The organism is Pseudomonas sp. Marseille-P9899 (assembly GCF_903166565.1).
In the GTDB taxonomy this organism is placed as follows: Bacteria; Pseudomonadota; Gammaproteobacteria; order Pseudomonadales; family Pseudomonadaceae; genus Aquipseudomonas; species Aquipseudomonas huaxiensis.
In genome coordinates this window covers 419,360-437,779 of record NZ_CAESCG010000001.1, presented here as the reverse complement: position 1 = coordinate 437,779, position 18,420 = coordinate 419,360, and the positions used below count along the sequence as shown (strand labels likewise).

General features: G+C 63.2%; 12 protein-coding genes. 9 read left to right on the top strand and 3 right to left on the bottom strand.

Annotated features, from left to right (window positions below):
• Positions 1-142: 142 nt before the first annotated feature.
• Entirely contained in the window at positions 143-3,121 is a 2,979-nt protein-coding gene (locus HWV67_RS31585; RefSeq protein WP_256679991.1) for a dermonecrotic toxin domain-containing protein, read from the top strand.
• The gene (locus HWV67_RS02020; protein ID WP_256680050.1) at positions 3,004-5,766 is read left to right on the top strand and encodes an NEL domain-containing protein; all 2,763 of its coding nucleotides are present in this window, start codon (positions 3,004-3,006) and stop codon (positions 5,764-5,766) included. Before HWV67_RS31585 ends, HWV67_RS02020 begins: the two co-directional genes overlap by 118 nt.
• A gap of 7 nt (positions 5,767-5,773) precedes the next feature.
• Here HWV67_RS02020 and HWV67_RS02015 read toward each other — a convergent pair whose 3' ends face one another.
• Both HWV67_RS02015 and HWV67_RS02010 read right to left on the bottom strand, forming a co-directional pair.
• Positions 5,774-6,637, bottom strand: coding sequence for a TIGR03915 family putative DNA repair protein (locus tag HWV67_RS02015; RefSeq protein ID WP_175649689.1), 864 nt, complete (start codon positions 6,635-6,637; stop codon positions 5,774-5,776).
• Positions 6,634-7,854: a putative DNA modification/repair radical SAM protein gene (locus HWV67_RS02010; RefSeq protein WP_175649688.1), complete on the bottom strand. Its 1,221-nt coding sequence runs from the start codon at positions 7,852-7,854 to the stop codon at positions 6,634-6,636. The genes HWV67_RS02015 and HWV67_RS02010 overlap by 4 nt, the downstream gene beginning before the upstream one ends.
• Before the next feature lie 531 nt (positions 7,855-8,385).
• Here HWV67_RS02010 and HWV67_RS02005 point away from each other — a divergent pair.
• The gene (locus HWV67_RS02005) at positions 8,386-9,891 is read left to right on the top strand and encodes a tail fiber protein (RefSeq protein WP_175649687.1); all 1,506 of its coding nucleotides are present in this window, start codon (positions 8,386-8,388) and stop codon (positions 9,889-9,891) included.
• Positions 9,892-9,965: 74 nt separating this feature from the next.
• Here the strand turns inward: HWV67_RS02005 and HWV67_RS02000 are convergent, their stop codons facing one another.
• Positions 9,966-10,742: an IclR family transcriptional regulator gene (locus HWV67_RS02000; RefSeq protein ID WP_110970006.1), complete on the bottom strand. Its 777-nt coding sequence runs from the start codon at positions 10,740-10,742 to the stop codon at positions 9,966-9,968.
• 441 nt (positions 10,743-11,183) lie between these two features.
• On the opposite strand from HWV67_RS02000, the gene HWV67_RS01995 reads away from it, so the two are divergent.
• The 6 genes from HWV67_RS01995 to HWV67_RS01970 all read left to right on the top strand — a co-directional run bounded on the left by HWV67_RS01995 (position 11,184) and on the right by HWV67_RS01970 (position 18,375).
• Positions 11,184-12,554 (top strand): aminotransferase, encoded by a 1,371-nt coding sequence (locus tag HWV67_RS01995; protein WP_175649686.1) that lies wholly within the window; start codon positions 11,184-11,186, stop codon positions 12,552-12,554.
• Positions 12,551-13,705, top strand: coding sequence for an ABC transporter ATP-binding protein (locus HWV67_RS01990; RefSeq protein WP_175649685.1), 1,155 nt, complete (start codon positions 12,551-12,553; stop codon positions 13,703-13,705). Before HWV67_RS01995 ends, HWV67_RS01990 begins: the two co-directional genes overlap by 4 nt.
• Before the next feature lie 89 nt (positions 13,706-13,794).
• Positions 13,795-14,844, top strand: a complete 1,050-nt coding sequence (locus HWV67_RS01985; RefSeq protein ID WP_175649684.1) for an ABC transporter substrate-binding protein — start codon at positions 13,795-13,797, stop codon at positions 14,842-14,844.
• 18 nt (positions 14,845-14,862) lie between these two features.
• Entirely contained in the window at positions 14,863-16,080 is a 1,218-nt protein-coding gene (locus tag HWV67_RS01980) for an ABC transporter permease (protein ID WP_175649683.1), read from the top strand.
• Positions 16,080-16,877 carry an ABC transporter permease gene (locus HWV67_RS01975; protein WP_371929280.1) on the top strand — a complete coding sequence of 266 codons (798 nt, stop codon included), beginning with the start codon at positions 16,080-16,082 and terminating at the stop codon, positions 16,875-16,877. The genes HWV67_RS01980 and HWV67_RS01975 overlap by 1 nt, the downstream gene beginning before the upstream one ends.
• 280 nt (positions 16,878-17,157) lie before the next feature.
• Complete coding sequence (locus HWV67_RS01970; RefSeq protein ID WP_175649682.1) at positions 17,158-18,375, top strand: OprD family porin; 1,218 nt, start codon at positions 17,158-17,160, stop codon at positions 18,373-18,375.
• Positions 18,376-18,420 lie beyond the last annotated feature (45 nt).

Here is an 18,420-nt window from a genome sequence, read left to right as displayed (position 1 = left end):
CGGTCTGGCGGCTTCGCCGTCGACCTTCGACGCTGGTGGTGACGTGCGGGGCCGCCCTCTGCGGGTAAATACTCCTGTATTCCTTCTTGCCCGATCGTTGTCGCTAGGCTCGGTTGCCTATTGATCAATCGAGGCAGCCCCCATGTCGAACCCGATCGAGTCTGTCACCGTGCCGGGCGAAACCCCGGCAGCCGGACCCACGCCTTACGAGGTGGTCAAACGCATCGTTCCGCCCTGGCTGGCGGCGGCCCCCCGCGCAGTGCACCGAAACCTACGCGCAGCGGGGCCTGACGCGGCGCCCTGGTTCGTGAAAGCCATGACCGAGCACCCGCCACTTGCCAGGTTATTGCAGCGGACCTACCTGGAACATCGCCACCTGGAGAGCGCGCTGACAACCCTGCTGGCGCGGATTCCCGACATTGAGGCGTTTGCCGAACCCCTGCTCAACGCCGCAATCCAGCAGCAGTTCAACCTGAGTCTGGATGTCCGCAGCACCTGGCTGTTCAATGCCAGTCGCGTGCAGGCCGACAGCTCGTTCATTGCCATCTCCCGGGACCCGCTTGTTGAAAGTTCCAGGGCCATGCGCGGCGCAACCCAGACGCTGCTGCGCGCCGCGCTGCAAAATTTCGAGTCCTGGGAAGCCGAGCCCGGTGGCATGCAGCAGGCCAGGCTGAAATCGAGCATTTACATCAAGGATCCGACCACACACCACAGCCTGGTCGTCGAGATTCAGCCTGAAGCATTCGCCGCCCTCGCCCGCAACCTGGACCTGGGCGGGCAATACCTGAAGCTGATCGATTCGGTGCTTGATCACGCTGCAGCGGATACCGACAGAAAACAGATTGTCTTCAAGCGCTTCGAAGAATCGGCGCTGGTGCTTCAGGCGCATACGGCGTACTTCAAAAATGACATTGGCCAGCCGCTGTACAACAGGCTATTGAGGCGCCTGTCTCAAGGTGAAGCCCAGCAGCTGAGCTCATCGCTGCGCTGCAGTTTTCTGACGCTATGGAACATCGAGCTGACGGGCATTGTGATTGCGGAGGAATGCCGGCAGCACACCCGCAGGGTACTGGGCCAACCGGACTGGGTACGTGATGTCTGCAAGAAGGCCGTCATCGTCTATATACCGGATGACCCGGCCCACCCACTCAAAGAGTACGCGTCGCTCCAGCAGTTTCATGATGCCCTGCACGACAACCTGCGCCAGCCGAAATACCTGAAGTTCTTCGAGCGTTTCGTGCCCGCGCGGCATCGCAGTGAGGTGTTTGCCAAGATCCGCTCGGCCTTCTACCCGAAGGTCTGGAACAGCCTCGGCTACTACGAAGAACGCGAGGACAGCCATGCCCGCCTCGACCTGCAACCCCGGCCGTTTTCTGGCGCGGTGCCCACGGCGATCGCGAAACAGAAGATCGCCGTGCTCCGGGACGATGCCGTGTTTCACGCGGTGCCAACCGCGAACGAAGACCAGAAGACCCGCCAGGACAGGCTGCGCTACTTCGCCGAAGTGAGCGTCGATGTGCTCAATCTTGCCGCCTTTGTCATGCCGGGGCTGGGGTGGGCGATGATGGCGGTCACCGCCGCGCAACTGGCCGATGAAATCTACGAAGGTTTTCATAGCCTGGGCCGGGGTGATCGCGAGCAGGCGTTCAGTTACCTGATGGATGTGGTCGACAATCTGGCCCAGATTGCCGCGCTCGGGGCGGTCGCCGGCGCGGGGCGCGGGGTGCCCGCGCTGGAAGTGCCCGTGGCAGTCGAGCAGATGCGGGCGGTGCGCCTGGAGGACGGCAGTCACCGGCTGTGGCAACCCGACCTGCGGCCCTTCGCCCACGATATCGTCCTGCCAGCCGGGCTCAAGCCCAACGCTCTCGGGCTCTACAACTACCAGGACAAACAGTGGCTGGCTCTGGAGGGGCGCACCTTTCGCGTCAATTCCAACGAACACAATTCCGCGCATTCGCTGGAACATCCGGCCCGCGCCAATGCTTATCGACCGGTGTTACGCAGCAATGGCGCCGGCGCCTGGTTGCATGAGGCAGACCGGCCGCTGGAGTGGGAGGGGCTAGCCCTGTTCCAGCGCCTGGGGCCGTTGGCGGGCGGACTGTCGGAACAGACCGCCCGCCATCTGCTTATCGCCAGCGATACCCACCCCGCGCAATTGCGTCGTGCCCTGACAGACAGTGAACGGACACCGGCGCTGCTCATCGATGCACTTCAGCGCCTGCGACTTGACGAGGAACTGGACGCGGCCAGCGAGGGTTTGAATTACGCGGCGCGGGCGGCGTTGTTCGCGTCCTGGTATGACGTGCTGCAGACGGGGGTGTCCGTCGAAGCACGGTTGCTGATGGAAACGTTCACCGGCTTGCCGGTAGCGGTGGCCGAAGAACTGCTGGCCCATGCCGAGCCGGGTGAATGGGCGCAACTGAGGGACCAGCACAAGGTGGCACTGCGCCTGACCGAAGAGGCCCGGGCTTATCAGCAGAAAGTCCGTCTGGCGCGGGCGTACGAGGGGCTTTACCTGAACTCGGCAAGCACCGCCGACAGCGACAGGCTGGTGTTGCACAGTCTTGAAGCCCTGCCGGGATGGTCGCCGGACGTTCGCCTCGAAATCCGCTCCCGCCCCCTCGACGGCCCGTTGCTCGACAACCTGGGCCCGGCAGAAGCCGCGATTCGCCGGGTGCTGCTCAAGGACGCCGAAGGCTATCGGGTCGCCAGCCAGGACGGCTCGTCCGCCGAAGCGCTGCCGGATGATCTGCTTGCCGCGGTGTTCGAGGCGCTCCCCCTGGCGCAACGCGAAGCGCTGGGCATCACGTCGGTCGACAAGACGGCGCTTCGTCGCCACCTGCGGGAGCAACCACCGCTGCCCCGGCAGCGGGCACGGCAGGTGTTGCAGATGCAACCCGCCCAGCCCGATGCCCGCTCACCGATGCGCCTTGCCGATGGCCGGCTCGGCTACCTGCTGAGCGGACGTGGCGCCCTGGCGGCTATATCAGCGAAGACAGCTTGCTGGACAAAATCCGCCAGCTCGAATTCCAGCACGCCTTTGCCGAGGACATCCTTCGTGAGTTCAACAGCGCAGGCTTCGGCCGGGCCGCCATCAGCGAACGGCTGGATCAATTGTTGAGTGAACAACAGGCGTTACGTTATTGCCTGGTCCAGTGGCGACAGGCCCTGACGACTGCGAGTCCGCCCGGCACCCGCGCCAGAAGCCGGGAGCGCATTGCCGAGGCGTTGTGGACGCACTGGCGTGGCAACAACCTGCCGGAGATTGGTCGGACCGGACAGGCGCTACGGCTAGGGTCGATATCGCTGGCGGACTTTCCCGAACAGTTGCCGTCGTTCGTCTACGACCGCGTCCAGGAACTGGTGCTGCGCAGCTTCACCGTGGAGGGGCCTAGGCTGATGACCGAGCCGGACGGCCGGCTCAGGTTCGAAGAAATGCTGCCACAGTTTCTCCAGCGTTTTACCGAGGTTCGCACCCTGGAAATCAGTCAGGGCACCGGCTGGCCGGTGGCGACCCTGCCTCGGGTAGTGGCAATGAGTTGCCCACGCGTCAGGCGCCTGCACCTGAATGACCTGCAATTGAGCCTCAACCAGCATCTGCTGCGGGAACTAAGTGGCCTGAGCGAATTGCAGCATCTGGACCTCAGCGGCAATCTGTGCGTCGATGCACCGACCCTCAACTTCCCGGGCATAAGCCCGCACTTCCTGGGCCCGAACCTGAACTACCTGGCGCTGGACCGCGTTGGCATGACCCGTTGGCCGCAATGGCTCGACAGTCAGGCGCTCAGTCAGATCAGCATGCTGTCGCTAGCCGACAACCACCTTGCCGAACTGCCAACGCATATCCTGGAAAACCAAGCCAATGCGCTGAGTCACACCCGCATCGGCCTGCGCGGCAATGTGTTCTCCCGCCAGGCGATGCTCAATGCCCGATTGAGCGAGGGCCGGGGCCATCGCTTCAGCTTCGAGCTGAACCTGCCCACGATGGTCCAGGCCGAACTGGACCTGCACCTGTACGAGCGCGGCTTGTTGAGCGAAGCGCTTGAGATGTGGCGCGATACTTCAAGTTCTACGCGACCGCTGACTGCGCAGCGGATAGCCGAGCGCCAGCGAGTGGCTGCGGCCCTTCTGGATTTCTGGCAAGAGACCCTGCAAGGCTACACCCCCCCGATGCTGCACCTGGATTCGTTCGCGCTCGATGATTTCCCGCAACGCTTGCCGGCGTTTTTCTATCCGCGTGTGCGCCATATGGAAATGCTTTGCCCCATCGGCACACCCGAGGCGCTCAATGGCTTCCTTCTACGATTTCCGCAACTGGAACAGTTGATCCTCAGCGGCCACGAACACCCTATGACCGAACTCCCTGACGCATTGCGAGCAATGCCGGGCCTGACCAGCCTGGCCCTGACCGACCTCGGCCTGCACGTCAACCAGGCCGTGATGGACATGCTCACCGGGATGCCGCGACTCACCTCCCTCGAACTCGACGGCAATACCCTCGGCACAATCAGCAACGTGGCAGGCTTCACTGGCCGTGAACTCAACCTGCTGAGCCTGAGCGCAATGGGCATCGACACCTGGCCGGCGTGGCTCGACTCACTGCTGCCAGGGCGGATCGATTTCCTCAGCCTGGATGACAACGGGATCACCGAGCTGCCTGAATACCTGCTGGAAAATCATCGCAATCCCTACGCGTTCACGGAAATCTCCCTGTTCAACAATCCGTTGAACCACGAGACGCTGCGCCGCGCCTATACCTCGATCGCCGACAACCGGCCCTTTTTGTTCGAAATGGATTTTCCCGAGGACATCCGGCAGCTCCGCGTCGAGTCACACTCGTCGGATTCGGACGAGATGACCGCAAGCCCAGGGCACTCCCACAGCACCGGGATAAGTTCCGACGACGAGGAACACACGGTCAGTTACTGGCTGACTGACAACGTGGACGAAAACGAAGCGCGCCGTGCCACCTGGCAGCAGCTTGACCTGGCCGGCGATGCCGTCGACCTGCTGCAGATGATCGGACGTCTGCGCCACACCGCCGACTATCGCAGCGTCGGCTCGCGGCCTGAACTGGTCGCACGTGTGTGGCGCGTCCTCGATGCCACGGCTCAGGATATCGAGCTGCGCCAGACCCTCAATGGCATGGCGGAGGAGCCACTGCGTCAACTCAGAAGCTACGACACCTGCCCCGACGGTATCCACCTGGAGTTCAACCAGATGGAAATCCAGGTCTTCATCCGCCAGTCATTGCTGGAGGTGCCGGAGAACCAGCGCGGACCGATGCTCTATCGACTGACGCGGCGTCTGTACCGCTTGCAGGAGCTGGACCGGATTGCCCGCGAGCAAGCCGGAACCCGGGACGAAGCCGAAGTGCGCCTGGCCTATCGTTTGCACTGGGCGGAAGAACTTGAGCTGCCGCTGCCGCCTGGACGGATGCTGTACCGCACCGCCGCCAATGTCCGACAGGCAGAGCTGGGGCGGGCGCTGGAAATGGTCCGCCAAGGTGAGAGCGGACAGACATTTCTGGCTTACGCCGCGCAGCGGGACTTTTGGGTGGCGTACCTGCGTGAGGTCAATGCCGATCGCTTCAAGGTGCTCAAAGAGGCATTCGAGTCGCGCGTGCTGGCACTGCTCGACCTGTATCCGGAAGACACGCCGCAGCGTTCGAGCGAGCGGATCCAGGCGCTGGAAACACAGCTACAGCAGGATGAACGCAACCTTCTCGACGAACTGACCAACCGCGAAGGCCTGGCAGGTGACTAGGCGCTGTTCACTCGCTGCCTGGAGTCGGTTGAGGCGAGACGACCCCGCGGGCAATCCGCTTGCCACCCTGCGCCGCCACTTCCTGCGCCTGGCCGTCGCGCTGCTTGCCCTGCCGCGCTTGCCCCACCAACCGTGGAATCAGGTCACCTTCCGGCAGGTTGCGCCAGAAGCGTCCGGGCATGTGCTGGCGCAGGGCATCGGGGTTGACCCGGGCCGGGTTGAAGGTGTGTCGGTAGTAGGTGCGCCACAACTCGGCGTCGGGGTCCTCGGCATGCTGCGCCCACTGCCGCCAGTCGTCGGGGCACTGACGGCGATAATCCAACGCCTCGCCATCGAAGCGGATACCGTCACGCGGCGTCGCGATCAACCAGCGCTGGCGACCCAGGCGGTCGGCGAAGTGACTGCTGGCGCTTTCGAGGATGTCGTGGGCCGGCTCGTGCCAGGCTACCAGATCCAGTTGCAGGTGCTCGGCCAGGGCTGCGGGAAGCGGCACGAACCTAACGAACGCATGCAGATGATGGGCCTCGCGGGTGACCTGCTTGATCCGTCGTTGCAGCTCGCTGCCCAGTCGATCTCCGGCCAGCATCGCGGTGCGATCACCATGGGCCACGCGCCAGAGCACCTCGTACAGCAGACTCCAGCGTTGTTCGCCCTGGTAGCGGGCCGCCAGTTGCAACTGCGCGAGCAACTCCGCCGGCACCCGCGCCCGGAACGGCCCGGACCCGGCGGGCAGCGCCTCGGGAGTGGCCAGCAGGTCCTGCATCGGGCCCTGGCTCCAGGTCACCTCGGCGGGATCGATGCCATGGCCGAGCAGATTGCGCGCCTGCTCGCGCCAGGTGTCGAAGTGGTCGTCGCAATCCAGCGCGATCATCCCCACAACCCCATCTGCACCGGCGCCTGCGGTTCGCGCAAACGGGCGCGCAGCAGGCCGCTGCGCATCTCTGCCACGGCCGGGCGATAGTCGCTGGTGACGATAAAGGGCCGGGCCTTGTCGAGCACGCAACGCAACTGGATCAGATCGTCGTAGCGCACCCGCCGCTCGCGTCGCAGCGCCACCAACCGCTGCACGCTGCGCAGGCCGATCCCGGGAATGCGCGCCAGCAGCGCCGGCTCGGCGCGGTTGATGTCCACCGGGAACACCTCGCGGTTGGACAGCGCCCAGGCCAGCTTGGGGTCGATGTCCAGGGCCAGGTTGCTCGACTCGCTGAGCAGCTCGCCGGCCTTGTAGCCGTAGCCACGCATAAGGAAATCGGCCTGGTACAGACGGTGCTCGCGCAACAGCGGCGGCGCGGCCAGCGGCACGCTGTCGGGGCTGTCGGGGATCGGGCTGAACGCCGAATAATAGACGCGCCGCAGGCCATAGCCCTGATACAGCGACTCGGCGTTGCTCAGGATGGTGCGGTCGTCCGAGGCGTCGGCACCGACGATCATCTGGGTGCTTTGCCCTGCCGGGGTGAAGCGTGGCGCCTTCGCCTCGCCCGCCACCGCCAGTTGCCCCTGGTGAATGGTGCCCATGGCCTGGCGAATGGTGGCGATCTGTTTTTCCGGCGCCAGGCGCTTGAGGCTGGCGTCGCTGGGCAGCTCGATATTGACGCTGAGCCGGTCGGCCAGGCGCCCGGCTTCCTCGATCAACAGCGGGTCGGCGTCGGGGATGGTCTTGAGGTGGATATAGCCGCGAAAGTTGTGCTCTTCCCGCAGCAGCCGCGCCACCCGCACCAGTTGCTCCATGGTGTAGTCCGCCGAGCGGATGATCCCGGAACTGAGAAACAGCCCGCTGACGCAGTTGCGCCGGTAGAAATCCAGGGTCAGGCGCACCACCTCCTCGGGTGTGAAACGCGCCCGCGGCACATTGCTGGAGCGGCGGTTGATGCAGTATTGGCAGTCGTAGAGACAGAAGTTGGTCAGCAGCACCTTGAGCAGCGATACGCAGCGCCCGTCCGGCGTGTAGCTGTGACAGATGCCCATGCCGTCGGTGGCGCCGATACCGTCGCGGCCCTTCGAACTGCGCTTGGGCGCACCGCTGCTGGCACAGGAGGCGTCGTACTTGGCGGCGTCGGCGAGGATGCCGAGCTTGGCGATGAGTTGCATGGGACCGCTCTCGAAATACTGAATATCCATACAGTATTTCGAGGCCGGCCGAGATGCAAGCGTCACCTGACGATTCAGCGGTTTTGGGTATCGATATACCTGATTTTGGTGATATTCAAACGCCACTACCGCGTGCCAGACTGACCTTGTTCAATCAGGCGATGGAGTGCCAATACATCAAATCAGGCAGAGCACGGCATTACTCGACAGTGTCGTTATTACCACGACGTTTGAACAAGTAACCGTATTCAGCAAAAGCGAGCACTTGGACACGTTGAACTCAAGTAGTCAACACACAATCCTGTTGGCCTGAACGTTGGGCGATAAATACGTTATCGGTTGTACCCAAGACATTACTTCTCCATTTATCGCGCATACGCCAAGCGTTATTTTTTATTGAATCTGCATGATCCGGAAAAACTAGCTTTCAACAGCTCGGTATTCATCAGGCGCGCCCACTCGAACTTGAAACTTCAAGTGTCTCGCTTTGACGCAACGGATGGCCAATGCCGTCCTCAATAGGAGAAACGCATGAACAACCAGGGACTTTCCGTGCCGGTCGGCGCAGTTTTGCCGTATGCAGGCAACTTGAACAACACTCAACTCCTCTCGGCAGGCTGGTCAATTTGCGATGGCAGTGAGCTAGCAATTTCACTCTATTCCGATCTGTTTTCGGTGATCGGTACTTGCAATGGCGGAGATGGTAACAGCTACTTCAATATCCCGGACTATCAGGGGTATTTTCTGCGCGGTGTCGATCAAAGCGGCACGGTCGACAAGAACGCTGCCACCCGGACAGCGCCTCGCAGTGGCGCAGCAACGGGCGCGCGCGTCGGTAGTGTCCAGGCGTTTGCCACGGCCACACCGACCGTTCCGTTCAATGCCCTGATACCCCACGTTCCAACGGATGACCACTGTGCCTACAGCGGCACCAACGCGGATATGCTCGAACCGAGCAGCGCCCAGATGTTTTCGTCAACCGGAGGTGGAGACGCCGAAACCCGTCCGCTCAATGCCTACGTCAATTACATTATCAAGCTCGTTGGCACTGCTGCCCTGCCTACCGGGGCTATTGCAGCCTTCGCAGGTCCGAACCAGTCGGGCAGCGCCAATCTCGCATCATCATTCCTTTTATGTAATGGACAGCTCTTGTTCAATTCCATGTATGCGGAACTGTACAACGCTATCGGGACTACTCACGGAGGCGATGCAAGAGGGTTTAACGTACCTGATTATCGGGGGCGCTTCCTGCGAGGCGTAGACAACGGAACAGGGCGCGACCCGGATGCGCAATCGCGAATTGCAATGGCCGAAGGAGGTGCAACAGGCAACTCCGTGGGATCGGTGCAGGATTGGGCGACGGCGGCGCCGGTCAATCCTTTCACGGTAGCTGTGAATATTGGCGATTCGGAAAAGACCTCGGATCACTGTTCAGGACACGACAACTCCGAATGGAGCCAGAACTCCAGCAGTGTATCGTTCACCGCCAGTGGCGGTGATGAGGAGTCGCGTCCGGTCAACGTCGCCGTAGACTTCTATGTGCTGAGCGTTGAAGACTCAGACACCTGCGACTTGTTCCCTATTGGCGCAATCATCGGATTCCCGGGGAATGTGCCACCCTCTGCTTCGCAGTGGCTTCTGTGTGACGGGTCCACTTACCCGAGCTCTGGTCAATATCAAGAACTCGAACTTGCCATCACCGGAGGCCTGAATGACACGTTCACTATTCCTGATTACCGGGGTTATTTCCTCAGGGGCACCGATCACAATGCGAACCGAGACCCGGAGGGCGGCTCGCGCACGGTAGGCTCACTGCAGGATGACGCCACCGGCCGACCCAAGTCCGGCGATATTACCGGCCCTATCAATCACATGCCGACGGACGATGCGGATAACGCCGCGGCCATCTGCTGCAGCAGCGTGGCGGAATGGGATGGTGCCCAGGCGCCCACGGTAGGCGGCGGAGATGCCGAAACGCGGCCAATCAACGCGAACATTCTGTACTACATCAAGTACGCGCCAACGCCTTCGGCCTGATCCTTCCCCGAACCTGGCATCGGACCGTGGCGGACTTCGCCGCTGTCCGATGCCATATCCCAACCCATCCTGTATCAGAACTCGCCTTTGAAGCCCATGTTCCACGAGGTCCGTAGCGCAGCCTTCTTCAGCGCCCGCACCTGCTCCGGATCGATTTCGCGATGGATGTCCTGCACCGTGGCCACCAGCGCGAGGGTGCCGATCAGTTCGCCATTGATGCCCATGATCGGTGCGGCGATTGCCGAGATGCCCCGGGTTTCTTCCTCGATCGCTGCCGCCCAGCCCTGATTGCGGGCCTGTTCCACCTGTTGGATCAGGGTCGGCAGGTCGGTGATGGTGAAGGGTGTGACGGCCGGTAATTGCGCGCCGAGCTGTTCCACCTTCAAGTGCCGGGCAAAGGCCAGCGCCACCTTGCCCTGGGCATTGCAATGCAACTGCAGTTCGGTGCCATGGCGCACGCCGATTTCCAGGGTGGATTTGCCCAACTGGGTTTCCACCACCATCAGCCGACGCCCCTGCAGCACCGACAGCACCACCGACAGCCCGAGTTCGTCGCGCAGATCACGGATCGCGTCGGCCGAGGCGCTGAGCACATCGACTCCGCTTGCCGCCACCCGGCCCAGCACATACGCCTGGATGCCCAGCCGATACCGCGAGTTCTGCGGGTTCTGGCTCAGGTAGCCACGATCGACCAGGGTTTTCAGGTGACGGAACACCGAGCCCTTGGTGGTCCCCAATTGCACGGCCAACTCGCTGACGCCGATTTCGCCATCGGCCCCGGCCACCCGTTCGAGCACGTCGAGGGCCAGTTGCACCGACCTGACGCCACCTTGTTTCGCTTCTTCGCTCATCGAAGATCCTTGCTGCCTGGTTCAAGTGCATGAGAGTAGCGGTAAGCGGTGCGGAGATAAAGTAGCTGTTCGCACAGGCGAAACGACTTTATGAAAAGGCTTGGTTCTTGCAGGTTTTGGTTTTTTAGCGTTTTTGCATTTTTGAAATCGAGTTGCCGCATCGCGAGCAAGCTCGCTCCTACGTTGGTGGCAACGTGTATATATCTGCCAGGCCATACATGCCGCATCGCAAACCGCCGTAGGAGCGAGCTTGCTCGCGATGCGCCGTGACAACGGCGCTCGATCTCATGGGCACTGCAACTCAAACGGCATACCCGAGAACGATACAAAGAAACACTGTTCCTCTGAACGAAACACAAAACATTTGACGCCGACAAAAAATGCTCGTAAAAATGAAACCACGTAACGCATACGCATACAGCTAAACAAGAGGATGACGTCATGACTGCTCGTGGTTCGGATCTGGCACAACGAGATATCGCCCACCATCTCCACCCCCAGACCAACCTTCGCCTGCACGAACAGGTGGGCCCACTGGTAATGGAACGTGGCGAGGGGATTTATGTGTTCGATGAGCACGGCCAGCGTTTCATCGAGGGGATGTCGGGCCTGTGGTGCGCGACGCTGGGCTTCAGCCAGCCGCGCCTGGCGCAGGCGGGCTACGAGCAGTTGCTCAAGCTGCCCTATCAGCAGACCTTCGCCCACCGCAGCCACGGCCCGGCCGCGGACCTGGCGCAAGCGCTGGCCGAACGCGCCCCGGCCGGCCTGAACAAGGTGGTGTTCCAGAGCTCCGGCTCGGAAGCCGTCGATACCGCGATCAAGTTCGTGCGCTACTACCACACGGCGATCGGCAAACCCGGCAAAACCCGCTTGATCGCCCGCCAGCGCAGCTACCACGGCACCACCCTGGCCGCCGCCAGCCTGACCGGCCTGCCGAACATGCACACCGGCTGGGGCGAGCCGCTGGCCGACGTGATTCATGTCCGTTGCCCACATCTGTATCGCCAGGGCCTGCCCGGCGAAAGCGAAGAAGCCTTCGCCACGCGCCTGGCCGAAGAACTGGAGCAGAGCATTCTCGAAGCCGGCCCGGAGACCATCGGCGCGTTCTTCGCCGAACCGGTGATGGGCACCGGCGGCGTCATCCTTCCGCCAGCGGGCTATTTCGCCAAGGTCCAGGCGGTACTGCGCAAGTACGACATCCTGATGGTCGCCGACGAAGTGATCTGCGGCTTCGGTCGCACCGGCCATTACTGGGGTTGCCAGGCCATGGGCATCGAGCCGGATATGCTGACCTGCGCCAAGGGCCTGTCCGCCGCGTTCCAGCCGATTTCGGCGCTGCTGATCAGCGACCGCATTTATCAGGTGATCGCCGACCAGAGCCAGGCCCTCGGCGGCCTCGGCCATGGCTACACCTACGGCGGTCATCCGGTGGCGGCGGCGGTGGCGCTGGAGACCCTGCGTCTATATGACGACCTGGACATCATCGCCCACGTTCGCGAAGTCGCCCCGGCGTTCCAGGCCGGTATTCAAGCGCTGGCCAGTCACCCGCTGGTGGGCGAGGCCCGCGGCATCGGCCTGATGGCGGCGCTGGAGTTCGTCGCCGACAAGGACACCCGCCAGCCCTTCGCGCCTGCGCTGAAGATCGCCCAGCAGGTGAGCAACGTCCTGCAACGCAACGGCATCCTGCTGCGGGCCCTGGGCGACACCCTGGTCATGGCGCCGCCGCTGATCGTCGATGCCGACCAGATCCAGACTATTCTCAAAGCGCTGTCCCAGGCGCTGGACGAAGTGCTGGCAGGTATTCGTCCATGAACCTCCAGACCCTTCGTCCATTGCCCAAGGCCGATATGCCCCCACCACCCACCGTTGAATCCGCCCTGTCCAACGCCCCGGTGCTGGTGCGTTTCGAGCAGGTACACAAGACCTACGACGAGCGCTCCTGGGTGGTCAACGACCTGCACCTGGACATCCGCCAGGGTGAGTTTCTCTCCCTGCTCGGCCCCAGCGGTTCAGGCAAGACCACCACGCTGATGATGCTGGCCGGGTTCGATGCCCCGGATCGCGGGCGCATCCTCATGGACGGCAACGACATCAGCAAGCTGCCGGCCTACAAACGCGACATGGGCGTGGTGTTCCAGAGCTACGCGCTGTTCCCGCACATGAGCGTGGCGCAGAACGTCGCCTTCCCGCTGAACCTGCGCAAGGTGTCGGCCGCCGAATCCCGCACCCGGGTCGAGGAAGCCCTGGCCCTGGCGCGCCTCGAAGGTTTCGAGGACCGCCGCCCCGGCCAGTTGTCCGGCGGCCAGCAACAGCGCGTGGCACTGGCTCGCGCCCTGGTCTATCGGCCGCGCATTCTGCTGATGGACGAACCGCTGGGCGCGCTGGACAAAGCCCTGCGCGAGCACATGCAACTGGAACTCAAGGCCATCCATAAACAGTTGGGCATCACCTTCGTCTACGTCACCCATGACCAGGACGAAGCAATGACCATGTCCGACCGGGTGGCAGTGTTCAACGAAGGCAAGATCGCCCAGATCGACCGCCCCGAAACCCTCTACAGCCGTCCGGCCACGCGCTTTGTCGCCAACTTCCTGGGCGAGACCAACCTGCTCGAAGGCACGCTGGTATCCCGTTCCGGCAACCTGGCTCAGGTGCGCCTCGAAGAAAGCGGCACGCTGCACGAAGCCCATTGCAGTGACGAGGGCCTGGCCGTTGGTGACGCCGCCGCGCTGGCGATCCGCCCGGAAAACCTGCGCCTGGCAGCGCCGGGTGAGCCGGCGATCAACGCCTTCGTGATCGACAGCATCTTCCACGGCGCGCACTGCAAGTTGCGCCTGCGCATGGGCCGCGGCACGGAGCTGGCGATGACCTACAACCCCGGCAGCCTCGGGCGCGCCGCGCCGCTGCCGGGCGAGAAGGTCGCCCTGGCCCTGCCCTCGTCTCAGGCAATGATCCTGCGTTAACGCCAAACCATAAAAACAAGCGCATCGAGACGATGAGTTTCTCTTTCACTGCCAACGAACAATCATTCCAAAAGGCTGGGAGTCACATCATGAATACACCCCGTACCGTCCGCAGCTTCACCCTTGCACTGTGCGGTCTGGCCCTGCTCGCCGGCACTGCGCAAGCCCGTGACCTGACCGTCGCCTCCTGGGGCGGCGCCTATCAGGATGTACAACGCAAAATCTTCTTCCAGCCCTACAGCCAGGCCAGCGGCAGCAAGGTGGTTGAGGACAGTTGGGAAGGCGGCATCGGCCTGCTGCGCACCCGCGCCGAGGGCGCCGACAGCGGCTGGGACCTGGTCCAGGTCGAGGCCGAAGACCTGCAACTGGGCTGCGGCGAAGGGCTGTTCGTCGCCCTGGACTACAAACGCATCGGCGGCAAGGACAACTACATTCCCAGCGCGGTGAGCGAGTGCGGGGTCGGTAATGCGGTCTACAACTTCGTCCTCGGCTACGACACCAGCAAAGTCTCCCGCGCCCCCAGCGACTGGGCCGATTTCTTCGACACCAAGACCTTCCCCGGCAAGCGCGCCCTGCGCCAGGGCCCCAAGGGCAACCTGGAAATCGCCCTGATGGCCGACGGCGTCGCCCCCGCCGACGTCTACAAAACCCTCAACACGCCGGGCGGCGTGGAACGCGCCTTCAAGAAACTCGACAGCCTCAAGGGCCAGTTGCTGTTCTGGAAAGCTGGCGGCCAGCCCATGCAGTTGCTGGCCTCGGGCGAAGTCGCAATGACCACCTCGTACAACGGCCGGGTGACCAACGCCATCCGCCAGGACCACAAACCGTTCGGGCTGGTCTGGAACCAGTCGCTGCAGACTATGGACAGTTGGGTGATCCTGGCCAACTCGCCCAACGTCGACCAGGCCTACGCGCTGCTCGACGTGATGGGTAAAGGCGAGCACCAGAAAGCCTGGCCGGCACTGCAACCCACCGGCATCACCTCGGTTCAGGGCATCGCCGACACCGATCCCGCCGCCATGGTCGACTCGCCGAGCGCGCCGCAGAACAGCGCCAACGTGCTGGTGCTCAACGACGGCTTCTGGGTGGACCGCATCGACGAACTGAACGCCAAGTGGACCGCCTGGTCCGCCCGCTGATCCGATCGAGGATTCGACATGAGTGCAATCGCCCTCGACACCGTCCCGCCCGTGGTCGCGCGCAAGGACCGCGCCGCCCTGTGGCGGGCCTACGGCCTGTTGGCGCCGCTGGTGGTGTTTCTCCTGCTGACGTTCGTCGGCCCCATCGGCACGTTGCTGTGGCGGGCCGTCGCCGACGGCGAACTGCCCCAGGCCCTGCCGGCGACCGCGCAAGCGGTTGCCGACTGGGATGGCACCTCGGCGCCGGACGAGCGCCTGTTCAAGCCGCTGGTTGAAGACCTGCGTGCGGTGAGCCCGCGTGACCTGGCAGCGGCGGCCCGGCGCCTGGCCTACGAGGCACCGGCCTTGCGCGCCCTGTTGATGACCGCCAAGCGCGAAGCCGAGCGGCTGGACGGCAGCGCCGCGTCACTCCAGGCCCTGGACCCGCGCTGGCTGGAAAACAGCACCTGGCAGACCTTCAAGCGCGCCGCCGGACCTGTCGGCAGCTATCACCTGTTGTCGGCGGTAGACGTCAAGTACGACTACCAGCAGGGGTTGGTGGCCAAGGATGAAGCCGGCCTGTACCGCTCGATCCTCGGCCGCACCTTCGGCATCGCCGCGATGACCACGCTGTTCTGCGTGCTGCTGGCCTTCCCGCTGTGCGCCTTCCTTGACCGGCGCACGCCGCGCACCCGCAATGTGTTGCTGCTGATGATTTTGCTGCCGTTCTGGACCTCGATCCTGGTGCGCACCACCGCCTGGATGGTGCTGCTGCAGGACGAAGGCATCGTCAACGCGCTGCTGCTGCGCCTCGGCCTGATCGACAGCCCGGTGCACCTGCTCTACAACCGCTTCGGGGTGATCCTGGCGCTGGTTCATGTGATGTTGCCGTTCATGGTGTTCCCGCTGCTCGCGGCCATGGCCGGCTGCAACCGGCTGCTGGTCCAGGCTGCCTATTCGATGGGCGCGCGGCCGTTGCGGGTGTTCTTCCAGGTCTACCTGCCTCAGGTGTTGCCGGGGCTGGCGGCGGGTGCGCTGATGGTGTTTATCGTCACCCTCGGCTTCTACATCACGCCCGCGCTGCTGGGCGGCCCGGCCGACCAGATGATCAGCTTCTACATCGCCCAGTTCACCACCGGCACCCTCAACTGGGGCCTGGCTTCGGCCCTGGGCCTGGTGTTGTTGGTGGCGACCACCCTGCTCTACCTGATCCAGGCCTGGCTGGCCCGCCGCGGAAGCGAAGGAGTGAACCGATGATTCGCAATCCCAATAGCGGGCCGCTGGCCTGGTTCGGCAACCTTGGCCTGTCCCTGAGCGGTTGGCTGGTGCTGGCGTTCCTGTTGCTACCGATCCTGGTGGTGCTGCCGCTGTCGTTCAGCGACAGCCGTTACATGTCGCTGCCGCTGGGGCAGTTCACCCTGCACTGGTACGAGGAGTTCTTCGCCTCGCCGCAATGGCTCGGCGCGCTGTTCAACAGCTTCGCCATCGCCCTGACCAGCACCGTGCTCGCAGTGGTCCTCGGCGGGCTGGCAGCGCTGGGGCTGCGTCACCCGGCGATGCCCGGCAAACGGGTGATCGAAGTGCTGCTGATCGCACCGATGATCGTGCCCGCGGTCATCGTCGGGGTGGGCATGTACTTCGTGTTCTCCAGCGCGGGCATCACCCGCACCTTCGCCGGCCTGGTGCTGGCGCATACCACCCTGGCGGTGCCGTTCGTGGTGGTCAACGTCGGTTCGGCGCTGGGCGGCCTCAACCAGCGCCTGCTGTGGGCGGCGGCGAGCATGGGCGCGACGCCGTGGATGACCCTGCGCAAAGTGACCTTGCCACTGATCTCGCCGGGGCTGATTTCCGGTGGGTTGTTCGCCTTCGCCACGTCCCTCGACGAGGTGGTGGTCACCCTGTTCCTAGCCGGCCCCGACCAGCGCACCCTTCCGCGGGAGATGTTCACCACCGCCCGCGAAGCGCTGAGCCCGGTGCTACTGTCGGCAGCAACGATCATGGTGGTGTTCGCCTCGCTGCTGTTGCTGCTGTCCCGCTCCCTCACCCGTCGCTGATCGCAACTACCAAGGCCCCGGCCGCATGACCCGCATTGCGGGTCGTGCGGTCGGGGCTTTCGCATGCCTGCGATTCCTGCCCTGAAGAAAAGCCGAAAGCACCGCTCAAGCGGCTTGACAGCACGCCGGCAGGATCAATAGCATCAGCCATCCAGAGAAACAGTGTTTCTATCAAAAGAACAAATAGCTGATTCTTCGGATACCCATGGTCACGCCCTTGAAGCCACGTCCTCGTTTCGCAACAGGGCTGTGACTCGCGCACCTGCATGGAAAAACAATAATGAAAATCAAAAACCTGCTTGCACTGGCTTGTGCTGTTCCGTTCACCGCTCAGGCCGACACGGGGGGCTTTGTCGAAGACGCACACCTTTCAATAAAAGCGCGCAACTTTTATATGAACCGCAACTTCCTCGATGACCGCACGGCGCAGAACTACTCCGAAGAATGGGCGCAGGGTTTTATCGCCACCTTCGAGTCGGGCTTCACCCAGGGCACGGTCGGCTTCGGTGTCGATGCCATCGGCCTGCTCGGGATCAAGCTGGACACCGGCAATGGCCGCAAGGGCGGCGGCACCCTGCTGCTGGAAGAAGACAGCGACGGCGCCAAGGACAGCTATTCGAAAGGCGGCGCGGCGCTCAAGGTGCGGCTGTCGAAAACCGAACTGAAGTTCGGCGAGCAATTGGTCAACCTGCCGGTGCTGGCCACCACCGACAACCGCCTGCTGCCCGAGACCACCCAAGGCTGGCTGCTGACCAGCAAGGAGCTGGACGGCCTGACGATGCATGCCGGCCACTTCACCGCCATGCGCAGCCGTGACCAGAGCGAGCACGACAGCGGCCGGCTGTCTTCGCTGGACCTGATCGGCGCGGACTACCAGCTCAACCGCAACCTCAACCTGCGGGCCTACCACTCGGATGTCGATGACTACTGGCGCAAGTACTACGTCGGCGCCACCGCCGTGCTGCCGCTGTCCGACGGCTACGCCTTCAAGCTCGACTTCAACGGCTACGACACCCGCAGCCAGGGCCAGGCCCGCGCCGGCGAACTGGACAACCGCATCTGGAGCCTGGCGGCCTCGCTGACGGCCGGCCCGCACGGCTTCCTGATCGCTCATCAACGGGTCAGCGGGACCGGCAACTACACCTACGGCGTGGACGGCAACAGCACGGTGTTCCTGGCCAACTCGGTGCAGTACTCGGACTTCAACTACGAGAACGAACGCTCGTGGCAGGCGCGCTACGACTTCAACTTCGCGGCGCTGGGCGTGCCGGGGCTGACCTTCATGACCCGCTATCTGCGTGGCACTGATTTCCATACCGCACGGACCGACAATGGCCGGGCGTGGGAACGGGATATCGATGTGAAGTACGTGGTGCAGTCGGGCAGCGCGAAAGACCTGTCGTTCCGCGTACGGCAGGCGAGCTTCAGAAGCCCGGACCGGGGGGTGAATTTCAATGAGGTGCGGTTGATTACCGAGTATCCGTTGAATCTGTTCTGATCCTGAAAACCTGTAGGGGTGAGCTTGCTCGCGATGTGTCTGCCG

Excerpts from the sequence above, each read along its gene's own strand:
- HWV67_RS01995 (WP_175649686.1), top strand. The coding sequence starts at position 11,184 with ATGACTGCTCGTGGTTCGGATCTGGCACAACGAGATATCGCCCACCAT.
- HWV67_RS31585 (WP_256679991.1), top strand. The coding sequence starts at position 143 with ATGTCGAACCCGATCGAGTCTGTCACCGTGCCGGGCGAAACCCCGGCA.
- HWV67_RS02005 (WP_175649687.1), top strand. The coding sequence starts at position 8,386 with ATGAACAACCAGGGACTTTCCGTGCCGGTCGGCGCAGTTTTGCCGTAT.
- HWV67_RS02015 (WP_175649689.1), bottom strand. The coding sequence starts at position 6,637 with ATGATCGCGCTGGATTGCGACGACCACTTCGACACCTGGCGCGAGCAG.
- HWV67_RS02000 (WP_110970006.1), bottom strand. The coding sequence starts at position 10,742 with ATGAGCGAAGAAGCGAAACAAGGTGGCGTCAGGTCGGTGCAACTGGCC.
- HWV67_RS01980 (WP_175649683.1), top strand. The coding sequence starts at position 14,863 with ATGAGTGCAATCGCCCTCGACACCGTCCCGCCCGTGGTCGCGCGCAAG.
- HWV67_RS01970 (WP_175649682.1), top strand. The coding sequence starts at position 17,158 with ATGAAAATCAAAAACCTGCTTGCACTGGCTTGTGCTGTTCCGTTCACC.
- HWV67_RS02010 (WP_175649688.1), bottom strand. The coding sequence starts at position 7,854 with ATGCAACTCATCGCCAAGCTCGGCATCCTCGCCGACGCCGCCAAGTAC.
- HWV67_RS01990 (WP_175649685.1), top strand. The coding sequence starts at position 12,551 with ATGAACCTCCAGACCCTTCGTCCATTGCCCAAGGCCGATATGCCCCCA.
- HWV67_RS01985 (WP_175649684.1), top strand. The coding sequence starts at position 13,795 with ATGAATACACCCCGTACCGTCCGCAGCTTCACCCTTGCACTGTGCGGT.